We start from the raw sequence: 17,298 nt of genomic DNA, 5'->3' as shown, positions 1-17,298 counted from the left end.
AATCCCTGATAATAACGCAAATCTGTTTACTATGTCCTCTCTGTTAGTATACAAGCCAGCTAATCTCTTTATTATAGTATCTAAATACTTCTTCCCAATTCCACTACTCAAAATTTCTTCAGTCACTATTTCTGCAGATGTGTTTTTATATCAGCCAGAGTTCCCCTGGCTGAATTCTTCCAATATATACCTGTTAACACTTCTCAAAGTTCCCGACATTGGGGTCAGACCCTATTAAACATACTGGACAAAAACGATATTGGCTCCGGCCCAAGCGGTTCGGACTCCATCCGACAGCGAAAGGTGCAGAAGCGATGGGGCAAGAGCCACCAGCGGTAGGATGCTCACAATGAGCGCAGCGATACTAACTGATTGAAATTTTTTCTTTTCCATAGTTTTACCTCATTTCTTTTTTCCCAAATTGGGTGACAGCCAACGCGAAAAACAGGCCAAACACTACAATCGCGCACGGCAGGAACGGAAACACCGAAAACGAAAAAGCGGCGTCGGAAGTTTCTGCTGTAAAGTCATGGAGAGAGCAGGAAACGAGATAACCGCTGTAACAGTACGGGTAGGCGATCCACAGCGGCGTATTCGCAACCAATACACCGGGAATCACAAGCAGCAGATTTAATCCCACAGAAAGAAGCGGTTTTTCAAACAGCACAGTGATGGCCCACATAGCCGCAATGCACGGCAGCATAGTCAGAAACAGCCCCAAGCACCATTTCAGAAGATATAGGATCGGCAGGGTTTCTGTTACTCCCATTGTCTGTGTCGCAATCAGCCCAGCGATTACAAATACGACAAGAAACACCACCATCTCCATAAACAGATAAAAGGTAAGCACACAGAATTTGGCAATGGATAATGCGCAGCGGCTGACCGGTAGCGCCAGCATTTTCAGAATCCCGTTATTTCCTGTTTCTCGTCCTGCGATCATCACGCAAACCACGATCATGCTGAATGGAAGCAGATAGTAGGCGTAAACAAGCGCACTTTGAATAAACATGGCAGGCCACGCATTGGTGTATTCCGGTGTAAAGTAGTTGCTCAAATTCGCAACCCCGGAAACCACCACCAATAAAGGTGCAATGAAAATCAGGGGTACGATTTTGGAGCGTTTTACTTTCATAAACTCGATTTTGAGTAAATCCAAAAAGCTCATTTCTTATTATCCCTCCTTACTCGTAGCGTCTGTACTTCGCCAGCCACAAGCCCACAGCAAGGAACAACAGTGTTTCCACCAAAGCGACAAGGGCAACCGTCGAATCAGGCTGGGCACTCATGGCTACTGCTGGTTTCAGAATAATCACAAAAGGATGCACCAGCAAAAGCATCAGCCCCGAATTTGCAAGGGCCATACCACTCAGAAAACCGGCAACACCAATTCCAAGCGGCACCCACATATTTTCAAAGCGCGAGAAAATCAACAGCATAAACGACAGTACCGGCATGGATGTGAGAAAAGAGTATCCGGCAAAGCGTACCAGCGTACCCATCTCAAATGCTCCGTCCGGCAAGTCCGTCATTCCAATCTGTGCAAGTGCCAGGTTTTGCAGCACGATTGCAACCAAAAACATGACCGTCAGAATCAGAAATTTGCACAGATACATGACTGGGACGCTGACGGGAAGCATATACATCTTCTTTACGGCACTTCCCTTAAATTCCATGTTGTAGATCATGCAGGTAGCAACCACGATACCGAACAGATTCAGCACCATAATCATGCCGTAGAGCTGGGTCAACAAGACATCCATCGGGGCCAGCGGCAGATTCAGAAGTGTGTCTTTCCGCACAATGAAATTGACAAATGCGTAGGCGGCTCCCAAGACACCAACGGCCAGCAGCACAGGAATCACGCCGGTTCGCTTTTCTTTCCGAAGTTCGATTGCCAGCGTTTTCATAATTTTGCCCTCTGCTTTCTGTCCATGTTATCTTTCTCAACCATAGAAAGGAACACATCTTCCAGATTGTCCGCAGCGAAGCCGGATTGCAGGGCGTATTGACGCAGATCATTCATGCTTCCCTCAAACAGCAGCCGCCCGTGGTTGAGAATTCCAATGTCATCTGCAATCAATTCGATTTCAGACAGCATATGGGACGAGATCAGCACCGTGCAGTCGTAAAGGCTGGGCAAGGATTTTACCAGATTGCGGATTTCATGGATACCAGACGGGTCAAGACCGTTTGTGGGTTCGTCCAGAATCAGAATCGGCGGACGCCCCAAGAGCGCCCCGGCAAGGCCCAAGCGTTGCTTCATTCCCAGCGAATACTGTTTTGCCAGCCGGTCGCCAAACTCGGTCAGCCCTACCAGTTCCAGAGCATCTTCCACATCAGCTTTCGGCAGTCCCAAAATGCGGCGGATAATGTCAAGATTTTCCCGCCCGGTGAGATTCGCGTAGAAAGACGGCGCTTCGATGAAAGAGCCGATCTCTTTGAGAATGGAAATCCGATCCTGCGGAAACTGTTTCCCATCAATGGTAAAGCTGCCTTTTGTGGGAGTGGTCAACCCCAACAGCATTTTCATGGTAGTGGATTTGCCTGCCCCGTTCGGGCCAAGAAAACCATAAATGCTGCCCTTGCGAATATGAAGCGAAACATGATTGACCGAAGTGAAGTTCTTATATTTCTTGGTCAACTGTTCCGTTGTAATGATATAGTCCATAGAAACATCTCCTTTCGATGCTTCTATGGTACAACTTCAACCTGACATCTACATTCTCCCGTCCTTACTTTTACCTTACTTTTCAAGGAACAAGAACGCAGAATGGACAGCCCATGATATAATAGAAACAAACAAAATCAGATTGGAGAAACTGCTATGGATAATTCCTTTTTACATACTAAAAGGCTCCTGTTGGTAGATGATGAACAGGAACTATTGAAAATGGTTTCAGATATATTGAAAGATGCAGGATTTGAAACTGTCCTTACCGCAATGACAGTCAAAGAAGCTATTTTGACCGCAAAAGAGGAAACTCCCGATTTAATTGTTTTGGATGTCATGCTGCCGGATGGGGATGGCTTTTCTCTGATGCAACATTTCCGCACTTTTACCAATGTGCCGATCATTTTCTTAACAGCAAAGGACGAAGCAGCAGACAAATTATCGGGATTGGGGCTTGGTGCAGATGACTACATTTCTAAGCCCTTTATGCCGCAGGAACTGTTACTGCGTATCTATGCGGTACTGCGGCGGACCTACAAAGAGGATTCACCGCTGCTTGTTTTGGATGGATGTACGATTGATTTCAGCCGGGCCGAAGTCCATAAGGGCAGCGAAATTATCTCCCTGACAGCCAAAGAACATACTTTACTTGAAACGCTTGCCCGTAATGCTGGAAAGATTGTTACCGTAGATGCGCTTTGTGAAGCCCTCTGGGGGGATAATCCTTTTGGCTACGAAAACAGCCTCAATGCTCATGTCCGGCGCGTCCGGGAAAAAATTGAAACCGATCCATCAAAACCCGTGTCCCTAATAACCATTAAAGGATTAGGCTATAAGCTGATAGCAAGGAAGTGATGTCATGAAATCATTCGGAAGTTATATATCTAAATATCTTGTGTCGTTCGTTGCCTTTATTCTGATATTGCTTTTTCTTAATGCAGTAGTATTCGGTCTGACTTTTCAAAAGATTGTGACCGAGGATTATGGCGATTCATCCCCGCAAGCCATGTTGGAAATGACTGCTACCGCTGCTACACCGGAACAATTATCGGATGAGGCGGTGCAAATGCTCCGACAGAATCATATTTGGGCGATCTACTTGAACACAGATGGTCAATGTTATTGGTCGGTTGATTTGCCGGACAATGTGCCGAAAAATTACACAATTCAAGATGTCGCACTATTTTCAAAAGGGTATATTGAGGATTACCCGGTTTTTATTTGGAACACCGATGATGGGTTGTTGGTGCTGGGCTATCCCACAGACAGCTACACAAAACTCACCAGCAATTACTATTCCATTGCAGCACTTCAACGACTCCCCATCTTTGTGCTGGGGATGCTTGGCTTGGATTTGCTGTGCCTCTTTTCAGCCTATTACTTTTCCAAACGCAGAATCATTCACAATACCGAACCGATTGTGTCCGCTGTGAAAACTTTGGCAGACGGAAAGCCAGTTTCACTTCATATCAGCGGAGAACTATCGGAAATTGCAAGCAGTGTAAACAAAGCTTCTTCCATTTTGAATAGGCAAAATGAAGCGCGGGCGAACTGGATCAGCGGCGTTTCCCATGACATCCGCACACCTCTCTCCATGATTATGGGGTATGCGGACCGTATTGCAGAAAGTAAAGCTGCCAGCAAGAGCATCCGTGAACAGGCGGAAATAGTACGGAAGCAAAGTGTAAAAATCAAAGAGCTGGTGCAGGATTTGAATTTAGTATCGCAGTTGGAATATGAGATGCAGCCGCTTCATAAAGAGATGGTTCGCTTATCCAAACTACTGCGATCCTATGTAGCAGACCTGTTGAATACAGGAATTTCCGATAGCTACAACATCGGAATTAAGATCACTCCTGACGCCGAAAATGCTGTGTTGGAATGTGATGCCAGATTGATTTCGCGAGCTGTAAACAACCTTGTCCAGAACAGCATGAAACACAACCCACAGGGCTGTGAAGTCTGCCTTTCGCTTACAGCATCGCAAAACCATCTTATCTTGGCGGTTACGGATAACGGAACGGGTCTGTCTGCTGAAAAGCTGCAAGAGCTGGAAGAAAAACCGCATTATATGGAAAGCACAGATGAACGGCTTGATTTAAGACATGGGCTTGGATTGCTGATTGTCCAACAAGTCGCCATAGCTCATAACGGCACTTTCAAACTTACTAATGTTTTCCCGAAAGGGTGTGAAGCCACTTTAATATTCCCGTATATCGGATAAACAGGCAAGTACAAATCTATAAGACAACGCCAGATGCAGAGGTGCTACGCCCCTGGATCTGGCGTTGTCTTAATAAGCGCACTTCAAATCGGTATAACCTTCTTATTAACACTGACAAAAAACAGGCTCATCAAATGAAATTTTATCAAAAATATTTTACAAGCTGCTTTAATCCACGGCGGATACTGTCTCGGACACGGCTTGGGTCTACACCTTCTACTTCGGCAATTTCGTTTACCGCCATTCCCAGATAGTATCGGGCATGCAGAACAGTTTTCTTATGGTATTGCAGACAAGACCAATCATATCCGCATCGCCTTTTAAAAAAGGAATGATATGGTCGATTGCCTCCATCGTGTCATTTCTGTTTCCTTTATCAAACATTGCGGTTACTAAACATTCATCCGCATCAAAATTCATCGCCAGATCCATCATAATTCCACCTCTCCTTTCTTATGTGTCTTGGATTTTTCTGTTGTCTTATTCTGCTCCTGTGCTTTTGCCTTTGCCTGAAAATCTTTTAAAGACTGCAGCACAGACTTCTTCACTTCACCTTTTGCTCTGCTTGCAGGTTCCGCCTTTTGTGTCTGACTCTGACTTACAGATACCGGTTCCTGCTTTGCCCTTCTGTCTGCCGTAACCGCAGAAGGTTTCTGTCCACTTCCTATTACTGTTTCTGCCGTATGTTCCGTTTCCTTTACCCTTCCATGCTTTTCATCCAGATACTTTTCCATGTCTGCGATTGCTTTCTGCACCAGAGAGCTTTCTTTATAGTGAGGAATCATATCTATCAGATCACGCTGTATCCGGTCTGCACTCATCAACTCATATTCCCCGGAATAATCTTCATCACCATCTTGCAGATCAAATCCGATTCCTTTAATCCCATGCAGTCTCTCTGCTGGGATACTCTCATATATTTTAATGGCTTCTTCTAAAGTGAGGTTATTATGGTACTCTCCCATGACTGGAAACTCCATGCACTCTGCGACATAAAAACTGATCGTAGCTTCTGGCTGTTCCTGTTCTGGCTGTTTGTCAAAGATAGAAAGTCGCTCTGTATCTTCCAAACGGGAAAGTAAAGAACGGGCAGTTATCACATCGCTGTCTATATCGGATTCCTCGGATACCTCAAGCAGCCAGTCCTTGATAGCTTCTGTTTTCTTATTCAAAATATCCTCCGTGAGTTTTTCCACCTGTTCTTCTCTATTTTCAATCGTATCGTTATACTCATAGGTATCAACGTCATAACTAAAATTATCCAGATCCGCAGCGAGCTTTTTAATCTCCTGCTGGTCAAGATATTTTTCAGATTCTTTTATATACTCTGCCAGAGTGATTCGCTCCTCTGCTATCGGATTAATGTCCACCTGGATTCCTGCCATCGCTATACCAGATTCATTTAAGGCATTGAAAAAGCTATCTTCTCGAATATCACCTTTATAGGAAAGAGCTATATCAAGGTCAGAATCTTCCCGGTAAAGATCTTGTCTGCTTCTGGAACCATACACTCTTGCAGCAAGCAGCTCTACCTCCTGTTCCATTCCCATATCTTCTAATACTGCCTGTGCATGATACAGAACCCCTCTTTCTACTTCTGCCCTGCTCAGGCTATTTAATGCCAGTTCATTTCTTCCAATCTCAGAAGTCACACGAAGTTCCCCCTCCTGCAATAAATCTTTAGAGTGCTGGATCGTCATTTCCTCAAATTCTTTATAATCCACTTTGACACATTCCATGTCATCCATTCTCTCACTTTTAAGAATTTCATAAGCGGCTTCCTGGATAAATGCGTCGGGATTATCATAATCACCTCTCTGGATTTCATGCAGGTCAAAGTCATAAAAAATAAAAGAATATCCTTCTTCTGTTGCCTGTATGGTCAGATACCCTTTACTCCTGGTAAACTGCATTGCGATTCCCTCATAGGTTTGCAGTGCTTCTTCTCTGCGAAATCCTTCAAAAATACTTGCCGGGCAGTTCTTTTCTAATTGTATCCGCTGCATCTGTTCTTCCTGAACTTCTTCCACATCTGCCATCAGTTCTTCATAATCCACTACTTTTGCATCTTCCAGTGAGTACCCTTTATCTTCTAAAATATCACTGGCAGCTTCATCCACATAGATTGTCGGATTGTCATAGATTCCTCCATCATCCTCCTGATAATCTTCATTGTAAAATGTATAGTCATAGCCATCTTCTGCGGTCTGGATTGTAAAGTATTGTTTTCCAATCTGATATGCAATCTGTACCTCATTCCAGTCCAGCATGTTTTCCATTTTATTTACCGCTTCATATATTTCTGGATTCAGCCACCCTCCGATCTGTTCATACGCATGGGTCAGCCGATCTATCCCGTTTTCACATCGGATAAAATCCATGCTTTCCTGCATCGTTTCCGTATTCTGGATACCAAGCACTTTTTTCTGATGATTTGGCAGACGTAAATATTCCTGCATCGCTTCATCCAGTGATTCATACCGGTTTACTTTTACTACACCCTCTGCATTTACATCTTCCATCACATAAAAATTATCAATGTAATGAATCTCTGGCATTTTTAACTTTATGCCTTCCGGCAGCTGCACCTCACTGACTGCATGAAAATTAAACCGGACATCTGTTCCCGATTCATTTTTTCCTGCCATCGTTTCTTCCCATATGTCTTTCTGTACTGCCTGTATTTCTTCGATTGTAAGTGTCTGTCCACTCCGCAGGGTTACAACAGAATCTTTCGGGAATTCCGTCAAGTCATAAAGTGTTGTTCCATTTTCCTGCAGATATTCTGATACAGTTTCTAACGCTCCTTCATCAAATCCATTCCATAAGTCCTCCGCTACAAGCTGTCCATTTTCTGCTACGATAATGCCAGCCACATCGGAGCCAAATTCATCATGTTCCATTAAGAAAAACTTTTCCCCAGCATATTCCTTTTTATCAACCGTATGCCATGTCCCGTTATGTCCTTCTGCTTCATATCCTCTTGTCTCTGCTGTGATCGTCACTTCGTTTTCTCCTATCGCCTGTTCTATCCTCTGCATCCGGATCTCAGCTCTTGCCATGTCGATAAACCCATCTAAAACTGCCGGGTGGCTTTCAATCACATAATCCAGGTTCAGATTTCTGCCCCGGCTGATATTTTCCGGGATTTCGATATGCTCCGCCCAGTCTTTGTTCTGTCTGGAAAATCTTCCATCATGAGAAAGTTCACGGATGGTGTTTGCCATAACAAAATTCATACGTTCTTCCCCAAAGCGTTCCACGACTTCTTTTGCCGCACCCTGCTTTAAGTGCAGTCCGTCAAAATTCTCCCGGATGGCTTCTTCGATGGCTTTCTTACAGTCCAGGTTTAACTTTCTGGAATCCAGATAAGCATCCACATCCCGTTCTCCCATTGCCTGTTCCAATGTTCCTTTATAAACTGGCGGATATGCCCTGACGGAATTATGTTCCAGCATGTTCATTCTCTGCTGGACAAACTCCGGAAGTTCCTGAAATCCAAAAGAATCTACATAATAGGCTGTAATCTCTGCACCCCTGTTTATCACGATCACATCACTTACCGATAAGGAATGACCACGGAAATCTTCCGGTCGATCAATGTTAAATCGTTCAAATATATTGTCTAACGTGATCGTTGGCATCCATGGTGCTGCATAAACCATCCGGTAATCCTTTCCATCAATGGTATAGCCCAGACTCTTTGCGGATTCTATTCCCATAAACTGATAAGTATGCTCATCTCCACTATCCATCTGATAAATGGCAAACCTTCTGCTTTCTCCATGCAGAAGAAGTGTCTCATCAATCTTTTCCGCACTGTCCTGTTCCAGTTTTTCCTGTCTGGCGGCAGTTGCTTCTCTTTCTTTATGTACTTCCCATTCTGCTTCCGTGATACCAAAAATACCGTCATGTCCCAGGATTGCATTTTCTGTTTCTGCAAGAATCTGTCCTGCCTGCTCTGGATTGTCTGGATTTCCATGTAAGAGAAAAACTTCCGCACCCTCACGATACAATTCTACTGCCCTGTTTTTTTCAAGAGGATACATGTGTTCCAGTCGGATTCCTGCTTCGTGCATTTCTATAAAACCGATCATGCCATCTGGGAAATTGTCAATCTGTGCCTGTGTTTCATTCATAAGGTTTCTCGTATATTCACTTTCCGGTCTGCGGATTGCGGTCATCATACGGTTCACCAGTCCAAGCACTTCGTCTTTGTCATCCATCTTATATGCAAAATTCACAATAAGATTTCTCTGGGAATCTGTGAAATTTCCTGTATTTGCAGCTTCTGCCGTTTCAATCAGACGGTGGGCATACTGCATGGCTGTTTCTTCTGCAATCTCCGGTTCCTTCACTGGGAAGTTTGCCCTTGCTGCCTGGATCACTTCATACACCAGCTTTGAACCGGCTTCATCGTAAGATTCCCTCATATCCCATACCAGGTCATTCAGTCTTTCCACCTGTCCGGGGAAGGTTTCTGCATATTCATTTACAAATGCCTTTTCATTTTCCGAAAAAATATTTCTTGGAAACTCTGCTTTTTGCACCAACATCTCTGCCTGATCTTTCGGAGAAAGGTCAGAAAAAGAAGTAACGCCTGTGTCCGCATCATATTCCACATCATAAAAATCAATCGGATAGTTCTCTCCGTGCCCACTGCTGTCATAGAGTGGTGTGACGGCAGCACCTTTTTCTTCCAGAAAACTTTCCAGTGGTTTCTCATTTTCCTCTATCTCACCACTTTCCAGAAGGCGGACGTATTCACCCACATTCTGTTCTAACTGTTCCCTGCTCATATTTTCGATCAGATCATAAGTAAACTCGGAACCCATGCTGCCCGAAAGATGCAGAATCAAATCTTCCTTATGGAAGGTATCCCGGATTGGTCTTTCCATTTCCAACTCGTACATCTGTGCCTCGATATTCTCAATGATCTCTGCCGATGTTTTTCGGATGGTATCCATAGATGCTTTCAACGCCTTCATATCCCTGCTCTCGCACCAGCTGGCGATATAGGTAAACGAATATTCTGAAGTATCCAGACCAAAATGGTTGCAGACAATATAAGCAATACTTTCTGCTTCCACTTCCTTTGTTGTCTGGTCTTTTAAGACTCCTTCCGCATCCATTACTTCCCGGTCATGCAGCAATGCGTGGCTCACCTCATGGACTCCGGTTTTCATCGTCTGTACATTACTCATATCTTCCTTTATCGCAATATATTTTTCTGTCTGGTGATAATAGCCTTTTGCATCCCCTTCCACATTCATCATACGGATCGGCACAGGAGAAATATTCTGCAATGCCTGCATGAACGTATCATAAAACTGTACACTTCCGGTAAGCTCCGGCACCTCCAGTTCTGCGATCGGTTCCCCCTCTGTCTGGCTGACATCAAACACTGTCGTTACACGGAATCTCGGTATCACCATCTCCACGATCTCTGTTTCCGGCTGTCCATCATCCCCGATCACAGGCTCTTTTGTTACCGGGTCGATCTTTTCAATCTCCTGTTTCTCCCGTATCGGTGCTGGTGCGATGATCTGGATTCCTTTCTCTCCACGTTTTACATGACGGTTAAATTTCTTCTGCCATGCATGATACCCGGCCACCAGTGTTGCTTCCGGTTTCTGCATGGTGATCAGCAGCGTGTTATTAAAGCTGTAATTGTGGAACTTTGACATGGTATTCAGATATTCGGTATATCTCTCCGAAGTAAAGATTTCTTTTACTCCCTGCTCCAGCCGTTCCGATATTTCTTTTAACTGTTTTTCTATATTATTTGCCATAAACAAACCCTCCATTTTATGTCCCGCCAGAGAAAACTCTGACGGGAAATCTTTTATAACTCCTGTTCGTGTTTTTTCTTTGCAGCTTTCTGTGTAACGGTCGGTTCCGCTGTATTCTGCTGTGCCTTCTCCTGTTTTAAGCGTTTCAGAATAGACGGCTTATGGATTCTGTCTGCTGTTTCCGGAAGTTCTTTTTCTTCTACGGCATCCCTGCTGTCTGTGCTGCTTCCTTCTCTGCCAATATCCTCATCTGCCATAATCGTCTCATTGCCCTTTTCATCCATGTTCAGCAGGGCATTTAACTCGGATAATCGTTCCATCTTTTCATTCAGCTCTGCTTCTTTCGGGAATGGCTTCTTTACCTCTTCCTGTGCAGTAGCAAGCTGCTGTTGTACAGTTTCCAATTTCTGCTCACTTTCCGTCAGCTTCCTGTCGATAGAAGAAAGGGTGTTATGGATACGCTGCATATTTCCTACCGGGTCTTTTCCAATCTCCAGCTTATAAGAGCATTTTCCTTTGATCGTCAGTTCAAACACATTGGAAAACATATTGTAGGAAGCAGATAACGTAAACCCATGATATTCCCCAACTTTTCCGCCGGTGCTGACGGTTTTTAACCCTGCACAGGCGGCAATCAACGCTTCGCCTGCTTCTTTCTTATCTTCATAAAGAACATTCCCTACCGTCATGGCAAACGTGTCATTATCCTGTAAATCCACGCTTTTTACTACCTGCGAATCCACCTGCATCCCGGCAATCCGCTCTTTCAATGCACTGATCTGTACCGGGAAATTCTTTGCAATATCGGATTCCAGACGGTAAATCTGACTGGTATGGTTTGCCTTTAAGAGTTTCAGCTTACTCACCTGCACATCCAGATCCATTTTTTCTTTAATGTACGGATTGCCTGTGGCAAGTGCCTTTATTTCCGCATAGGACAGTGCCGTATCATCCACATCTTCACAAGCCCTGACTGGTGATTTACTGGTCATGATCTGGCTGATGAACTTCTGCTTATTCTCCAAAATCTGCCACATATACGCATCAAAAGTGTTCTCCGTCACATACCGGAATATCTTTACTTTGTCATTCTGGTTTCCCTGTCTTAAAATACGTCCTTCCTGCTGTTCCAGATCAGACGGCTTCCACGGACAGTCAAGGTGATGGAGGGCAATGAGCCTGTCCTGTACGTTGGTACCAGCACCGAGTTTTGGAGTGGAACCCATAAGGATTCTCACCTGCCCGGCCCGTACCTTTGCAAACAAATCTGCTTTCTTTGTCTCCGTGTTGTATTCATGGATAAACGCAATCTCTTCTTTCGGGATTCCCCTGGCAACCAGTTTGTTTCGGACATCATCATATACATTGAAAGTCCCATCCCCTTTTGGAGTAGACAAGTCACAGAAGATCAGCTGTGTTGTCCGATCTGCTTTTCCCTCGTCCCATACCTGAAAAGCATTTTCCACACAGGTATTGACCTTGCTTTTTTCTGCATCCGGAAGGAGTTCATTTAATAGCCTCTGATCCAATGCACATTTTCTTCCGTCATTGGTAATCTTGAGCATGTTGTCCACCGTTGGATTCACAAGACCGGCTCTTACTTCTTCCGCACGTTCCGAAAAGGCACTGACCATTTCCTGCTGTTCTTCACTTGGTTTTAAGACTTCATTGATAAACTCTGCTTCCGGTACAGGAAGATTCAGCATATCCGATGTCTGAATATCCGCAGCTTCCTTAAAAATGGAGATCAGCTCTGGAAGATTAAAAAAACGGGCAAACCGTGTTTTCGCACGATAGCCCGTTCCTTCCGGTGATAATTCGATTGCGGTTACTGTCTCCCCAAACGTTGCCGCCCAGGAATCAAAGTGTCCCATACCCATACGCATGAGTGTGTCATACTGGAGATAACGCATGATAGTGTAAAGCTCGGTCATACTATTTGATACAGGAGTACCTGTAGCAAAGGTGATTCCTCTGCCGCCTGTCAGTTCATCCATATACCGGCATTTCATAAACATATCCGAACTTTTCTGTGCATCCGTCTGTGAGATACCCGCCACATTCCGCATTTTTGTATACAAAAAAAGGTTCTTAAAACTATGGCTCTCATCCACAAACAGCCGGTCTACACCCAACTGCTCAAAAGTTACCACATCATCCTTTCTGGTCTGGTCATTGAGTTTCTTCATCCTCGCCTGCAGACTCTTCTTTGTTTTTTCCAACTGCTTGATGGTATAATTCTGCCCTGCCTGATGTGCCGCTTCTTCAATGGAAAACGTAATATCTGCGATCTGATCTTCCAGCATGGCAATCTGCCGTTCTCTTGAAAGAGGGATTTTCTCAAACTGCGTATGGCCGATGATCACGGCATCATAATCCCCTGTCGCAATACGGGAACAGAACCGTTTTCGGTTTGCCGGCTCAAAGTCTTTCTTCGTTGCCACCAGGATATTTGCTCCCGGATAGAGACGTAGGAAATCACTGCCCCACTGCTCGGTCAGATGGTTTGGCACAACATAAAGATTCTTTTGTGAGAGTCCCAGCCGTTTTGATTCCATACCGGCTGCGATCATCTGGAACGTCTTTCCTGCTCCTACGCAATGAGCCAGTAACGTATTATTTCCATACAGCACATGAGCCACTGCGTTTTTCTGATGCGGCATCAAGGTGATCTCCGGGTTCATGCCGACAAACTGAATATGGCTTCCATCATATTCCCGTGGACGGATGCTGTTAAATCGTTCATTATAAATCTTACAGAGATCTTCCCGTCGGTGCAGGTCTTTAAATATCCACTCTTTAAATTCCTCTTTGATCAGCTCCTGCTTCTGCTGTGCCAGCATTGTTTCCTTCCGGTTTAATTCCCGGTGTTCCCCCTCGGCATCCTGTACCGTGTCATAAATCTTGGTATCTCTAAGGTTTAAGGCATCTTCCAAAAGACGGTAGGCATTGGCTCTCTGTGTTCCATAAGTGGAAGTGACAAGGGCATTTCCGTAGCTGTCCACATTCTTTCCCATAACATTCCATTGTCCGGTCACTTCGGCATACTGGACTTTGACCTTGCTCCCTACATAATATCTTGGTGTATGGAATGTCTCTGCCATGAACTGTGTGATATAGTTCTCTGAAATCCAGGTTGCTCCAAGTCTTGCCTCAATCTCTGACGCATCCAGATCTTTTGGCTGTACCTGCTCCAAATACTGCACATTCACCTGATATTCTGGGTGATCTTCTGCAAACTGTTTGGCGATCTGCAGTTTCTCTCTTACATTTCCAGAAAGATATTCGTCCGATGGCTCCCATTTTTCACTAATCGGATTCTTAAAGATTACCCCCGCCAGTTCTTCGGTAAGCTTCTCTTCTGTTTTCCCGGAAAGCTGTGCCATATAGGAAAGGTCAACGCCTGCCCTCTCACCGATAGAAACCGCAAGTGCTTCACTGGCAGTATCTACAGAAGTTACCGTTTCTGCCCTGCGGATTGTCCTTTTGGTAAAAATATCCGCTTTCCGTTTCAGTTCTCCCTTATCATCCAGAAATTCCAGAGAAGTCAAAAGACAATAGCTGCTGTCCTGGCTGAATGCCCGCTTATTGGCATTGCTGCTGATAAGACCATATTTTGCTGTAAAGGCATCATATTCTTCATTGAGTTTTTCCTGCAGCTTTGTGATCTGTTCAGCGCTTCCCTCTTCCATTTGACACTGGATCAGTTCATTCGTAACATCACGGATCTTCACCATCCCTTTGACACGTTCCGCTGTCATTGCCGGAAGCTCCATGCGGTTCATCACAGAATTTTCCCGGTAATAGACTTCATCATTCACTACGGTAAAACTGAAATTCTTTACCTCCGGGTCTGCCGGGATAGAGACAACATCCTCCTCCAGCTCTGTATCCGAAAGTTCCAGTTCCGTGATCGTGCCATGGATATTCTGGACGGCTTCTTTTAACTGTTCTTCTAAGGTAATTCCTTCTTTTGGTTTTACGGTCACTTCCTGCTTTCCATACTGGGTACTTTCTGTAGTAAACTCACCAAGCACCATTTCCGGATGCTCTGCAAAATAAGCATTGACTGAATAGCCTTCCTGTGTTTCCTTTAGATTTAACCATTCCGGTTCCTCAATGGATGCCCTGTCCCTTTTCTGGAAAAACAGAATATCAGAAACAACGCTGGTATTGGCATTTCTCTGGAATGCATTATTCGGTAATCGGATGGCTCCAAGCAGTTCTGCCCGGTTTGCGATATACTGTCTCACTGCCGGATTCTGCTTATCCATCGTTCCACTGGAAGTTACCACTGCAACTACGCCGCCCGGACGCACCAGATCAAGGGATTTTGCAATAAAATAATCATGGATCATAAAATGATGCCGGTCATATCTGCGGTCACTGACCTGATACGCCCCAAATGGAACATTGCCTATCACACAGTCGAAAAAGCTGTCCGGATAACTGGTTTCCTCAAATCCCTGTACTGCAATCTTATTTTTCTGGTAAAGCTGTTTTGCGATCCTGCCCGAAACCGGGTCAAGTTCCACACCATACATATTGGCTTTGCCCATACTCTCCGGGATCAGTCCCATAAAGTTACCGACACCACAGGACGGTTCCAAAATATTTCCCTGTTTCAGTCCCATATTTTCCAGTACTTCATACATACTTCGGATCACGGTCGGGGACGTATAAAAAGCGTTTAAGGTCGATGCCCTTGCTGCACTGTATTCTTCTGATGATAAGGTATTCTTTAATTCCAGATACTCATTCGCCCAGCTGCTGTTACTCTCCTCAAATGCCTGTGGGATGCCACCCCATCCAACATAACGGGATAAGATTTCCTGTTCTTCGGGTGTTGCCAGACGTTCTTCTTTCTCCAAAGTCTGTAACAAATGGATGGCTTCCATATTTGTTTTATACTTTGCCTTCGGACCGCCTGCACCAAGGTCATTATCCTGGATACGGAAGTTGTGTGGTTCTAACACAGCTTTTTCCTGTTCCTGACTTTCCGGAATATCTTCTTTGGCAGTAACCTCTTCCTCTTCTATTTCCTCTACATCTGACATATCTACTACGGTCGGTTCTGTTACCGACTTAGTATCTAAGAAATCAAACATGGTCATCTGATGACCAGACGGCCCCGCAAAGGATGGTTCTGCTTCCGGTGTTGGGAATATTGTGTAAGTCCCCTCTACATACTGATGAAGTTCCGAAAGAAGTTCTGTTTTCTGCTGATAGTTTGTCCCATATGCTTCAAAATCCAATGGCAGAGCTGCCAATGCCGCATCCATCTTCTGTAACAGTTCCTCTGTCTGCTCTGTTCCTTCCAACACTGCCATCAATTCTGCTCTCGACACATCCCCAAAAAAGTCATTGGTAAATGGTCTGTCTATTCCTTCCGGAAGACGAGCATAAAAACTAAGTATCTTATTCGCCATCTGTTCCCGTTCATACTCCGACATATGGACATAATCTTCTGCCTGCAGGAACTGGTCGTTCTTTATCAGATAGGATATTCTATTGGCAACTTTCTTCCAAGATAATGAAATTGAAGTATATGGACTATTATCATCACCTCTTGCAAGAAGCAGTCCTTTCCTATCATAATTTACATAAAACTCATCTACATCAGGCAGTGCATGAATCCTTTTATTGGTTCCATACTTTTCTTTAATAAAATCCGTTCTGGATTTTTCATTTTCATTTAACAAATAAAAAGAATAAGTTTTGAGCCTATCTTTTGAATAAGGGCCACCCCTTGCGAGAAAAGCATCTATCTCATCCTGGGTAATGAACATCTGATGTTCTTTCCATGCAAACCCATCTCTTGCCTGATAAGGGATGACCTCCGCAGCAAACTTCTGAAACTGCTTTGAGATATTTATCGGATTATAGTGATGGAAACGCATAAGAGAGCTGTCCATTTCATAGGCTTCTGCCAGTGCATCCAGTCTCTCATTCAGTTCCGAAAGCCACTGGGGATCTTCTATTTTTTCTTCTAAATAATCCGTGATCTCTGGATAAATACTGCGAAGATGTGGTAAGTCCTCTTCGTCAAAGACAATCTCCGCTACTCCTTCTGCCATATCCCCTTTCATATAGGCAAGAGCCTGGGCGTGTTCTTTTACTGCATTACTTCTTGCCGCATCCAATACAGACTGTGGTGCATATTCACCCTGGTCTAAAAGCTGATGGATACGTCCGCTGACATCCTCCCATGATAAAAATGCCTTATCTAAGATATGGTCTGTAACCGTATGCCCCACTGAGATCTGCATCCCAGTTTCATCAAACCAGACTGAATATTCATTTCCATCAATCTGAAAGCCTTTTCCACCTTTACGGTATTCACGCTTTACAAACTCCGTATATTCCTCCGGTGTCTGTTCGCTCATGAAATTATAGATGATCCGGAGCTGGCTGGCTTTCCGGTTTCCTCCTGTCCGTAAGATCTCATCAACAACTTCCTCTGGAATCGGGATTTCTCCGGCATAAAGGGCAGCTGCCCTTTCCTCGATCTGCCGTCTTTGTTCATTTGCGGTTGGATATTCGGGCAAAGATAAAGCAGAGGCGATCTCTTCCTCTGCTTTACTCAATCCATCTTCTCTTGTATCTTC

Annotated in this window: 9 protein-coding genes and 1 pseudogene; 2 read left to right on the top strand and 8 right to left on the bottom strand. The window is 44.5% G+C overall.

The genetic code is table 11. The features are described from left to right. Positions 1-234: 234 nt before the first annotated feature. Genes BN3261_RS17640 through BN3261_RS04335 form a run of 4 tightly spaced genes read right to left on the bottom strand, consistent with a single transcriptional unit; the run spans position 235 to position 2,671 of the window. Entirely contained in the window at positions 235-393 is a 159-nt protein-coding gene (locus tag BN3261_RS17640) for a hypothetical protein (RefSeq protein ID WP_171030307.1), read from the bottom strand. Positions 394-397: 4 nt separating this feature from the next. After that, complete coding sequence (locus tag BN3261_RS04345; RefSeq protein WP_059085546.1) at positions 398-1,168, bottom strand: ABC transporter permease; 771 nt, start codon at positions 1,166-1,168, stop codon at positions 398-400. Positions 1,169-1,184: 16 nt separating this feature from the next. Continuing rightward, positions 1,185-1,910: an ABC transporter permease gene (locus BN3261_RS04340; RefSeq protein WP_059085545.1), complete on the bottom strand. Its 726-nt coding sequence runs from the start codon at positions 1,908-1,910 to the stop codon at positions 1,185-1,187. Then, on the bottom strand, positions 1,907-2,671 hold the full coding sequence (locus BN3261_RS04335) for an ABC transporter ATP-binding protein (RefSeq protein WP_059085544.1): 765 nt from the start codon (positions 2,669-2,671) through the stop codon (positions 1,907-1,909). The genes BN3261_RS04340 and BN3261_RS04335 overlap by 4 nt, the downstream gene beginning before the upstream one ends. Positions 2,672-2,827: 156 nt before the next feature. Between BN3261_RS04335 and BN3261_RS04330 the strand changes: the two genes are divergently transcribed. Together BN3261_RS04330 and BN3261_RS04325 are read left to right on the top strand one after the other, a co-directional pair. Then, positions 2,828-3,529 (top strand): response regulator transcription factor, encoded by a 702-nt coding sequence (locus BN3261_RS04330; RefSeq protein WP_015515120.1) that lies wholly within the window; start codon positions 2,828-2,830, stop codon positions 3,527-3,529. 4 nt (positions 3,530-3,533) lie between these two features. Next, a complete protein-coding gene (locus tag BN3261_RS04325; protein ID WP_059085543.1) occupies positions 3,534-4,898 on the top strand; it encodes a sensor histidine kinase in 1,365 nt (454 codons plus the stop codon). Positions 4,899-5,043: 145 nt separating this feature from the next. On the opposite strand, the pseudogene BN3261_RS17140 reads toward BN3261_RS04325, so the two are convergent. The 4 genes and pseudogenes from BN3261_RS17140 to BN3261_RS18145 form a co-directional block, all read right to left on the bottom strand. Continuing rightward, positions 5,044-5,166 (bottom strand): annotated as a pseudogene (locus BN3261_RS17140) (sigma-70 family RNA polymerase sigma factor); the annotation flags it as partial. After that, on the bottom strand, positions 5,133-5,333 hold the full coding sequence (locus BN3261_RS18235; RefSeq protein WP_059085542.1) for a transposon-transfer assisting family protein: 201 nt from the start codon (positions 5,331-5,333) through the stop codon (positions 5,133-5,135). The pseudogene BN3261_RS17140 and the gene BN3261_RS18235, both read right to left, overlap by 34 nt. After that, positions 5,330-10,690 carry a DUF3849 domain-containing protein gene (locus BN3261_RS04315; RefSeq protein ID WP_059085541.1) on the bottom strand — a complete coding sequence of 1,787 codons (5,361 nt, stop codon included), beginning with the start codon at positions 10,688-10,690 and terminating at the stop codon, positions 5,330-5,332. The genes BN3261_RS18235 and BN3261_RS04315 overlap by 4 nt, the downstream gene beginning before the upstream one ends. Before the next feature lie 53 nt (positions 10,691-10,743). After that, positions 10,744-16,959, bottom strand: coding sequence for a DEAD/DEAH box helicase family protein (locus BN3261_RS18145; protein WP_334292508.1), 6,216 nt, complete (start codon positions 16,957-16,959; stop codon positions 10,744-10,746). Positions 16,960-17,298 lie beyond the last annotated feature (339 nt).

This window comes from Blautia massiliensis (ex Durand et al. 2017), from assembly GCF_001487165.1.
GTDB lineage: Bacteria > Bacillota > Clostridia > Lachnospirales > Lachnospiraceae > Blautia_A > Blautia_A fusiformis.
The sequence above is the reverse complement of the archived record's forward strand: the minus strand, read 5'-3'. Positions and strand labels throughout refer to the sequence as shown.

What these genes read in the sequence shown, in the direction of transcription:
- BN3261_RS18145 (WP_334292508.1), bottom strand. Translation starts at nt 16,959, where the DNA reads ATGCAGATCTCAGTGGGGCATACGGTTACAGACCATATCTTAGATAAG.
- BN3261_RS04330 (WP_015515120.1), top strand. Translation starts at nt 2,828, where the DNA reads ATGGATAATTCCTTTTTACATACTAAAAGGCTCCTGTTGGTAGATGAT.
- BN3261_RS04335 (WP_059085544.1), bottom strand. Translation starts at nt 2,671, where the DNA reads ATGGACTATATCATTACAACGGAACAGTTGACCAAGAAATATAAGAAC.
- BN3261_RS18235 (WP_059085542.1), bottom strand. Translation starts at nt 5,333, where the DNA reads ATGATGGATCTGGCGATGAATTTTGATGCGGATGAATGTTTAGTAACC.
- BN3261_RS04345 (WP_059085546.1), bottom strand. Translation starts at nt 1,168, where the DNA reads ATGAGCTTTTTGGATTTACTCAAAATCGAGTTTATGAAAGTAAAACGC.
- BN3261_RS04315 (WP_059085541.1), bottom strand. Translation starts at nt 10,690, where the DNA reads ATGGCAAATAATATAGAAAAACAGTTAAAAGAAATATCGGAACGGCTG.
- BN3261_RS17640 (WP_171030307.1), bottom strand. Translation starts at nt 393, where the DNA reads ATGGAAAAGAAAAAATTTCAATCAGTTAGTATCGCTGCGCTCATTGTG.
- BN3261_RS04325 (WP_059085543.1), top strand. Translation starts at nt 3,534, where the DNA reads ATGAAATCATTCGGAAGTTATATATCTAAATATCTTGTGTCGTTCGTT.
- BN3261_RS04340 (WP_059085545.1), bottom strand. Translation starts at nt 1,910, where the DNA reads ATGAAAACGCTGGCAATCGAACTTCGGAAAGAAAAGCGAACCGGCGTG.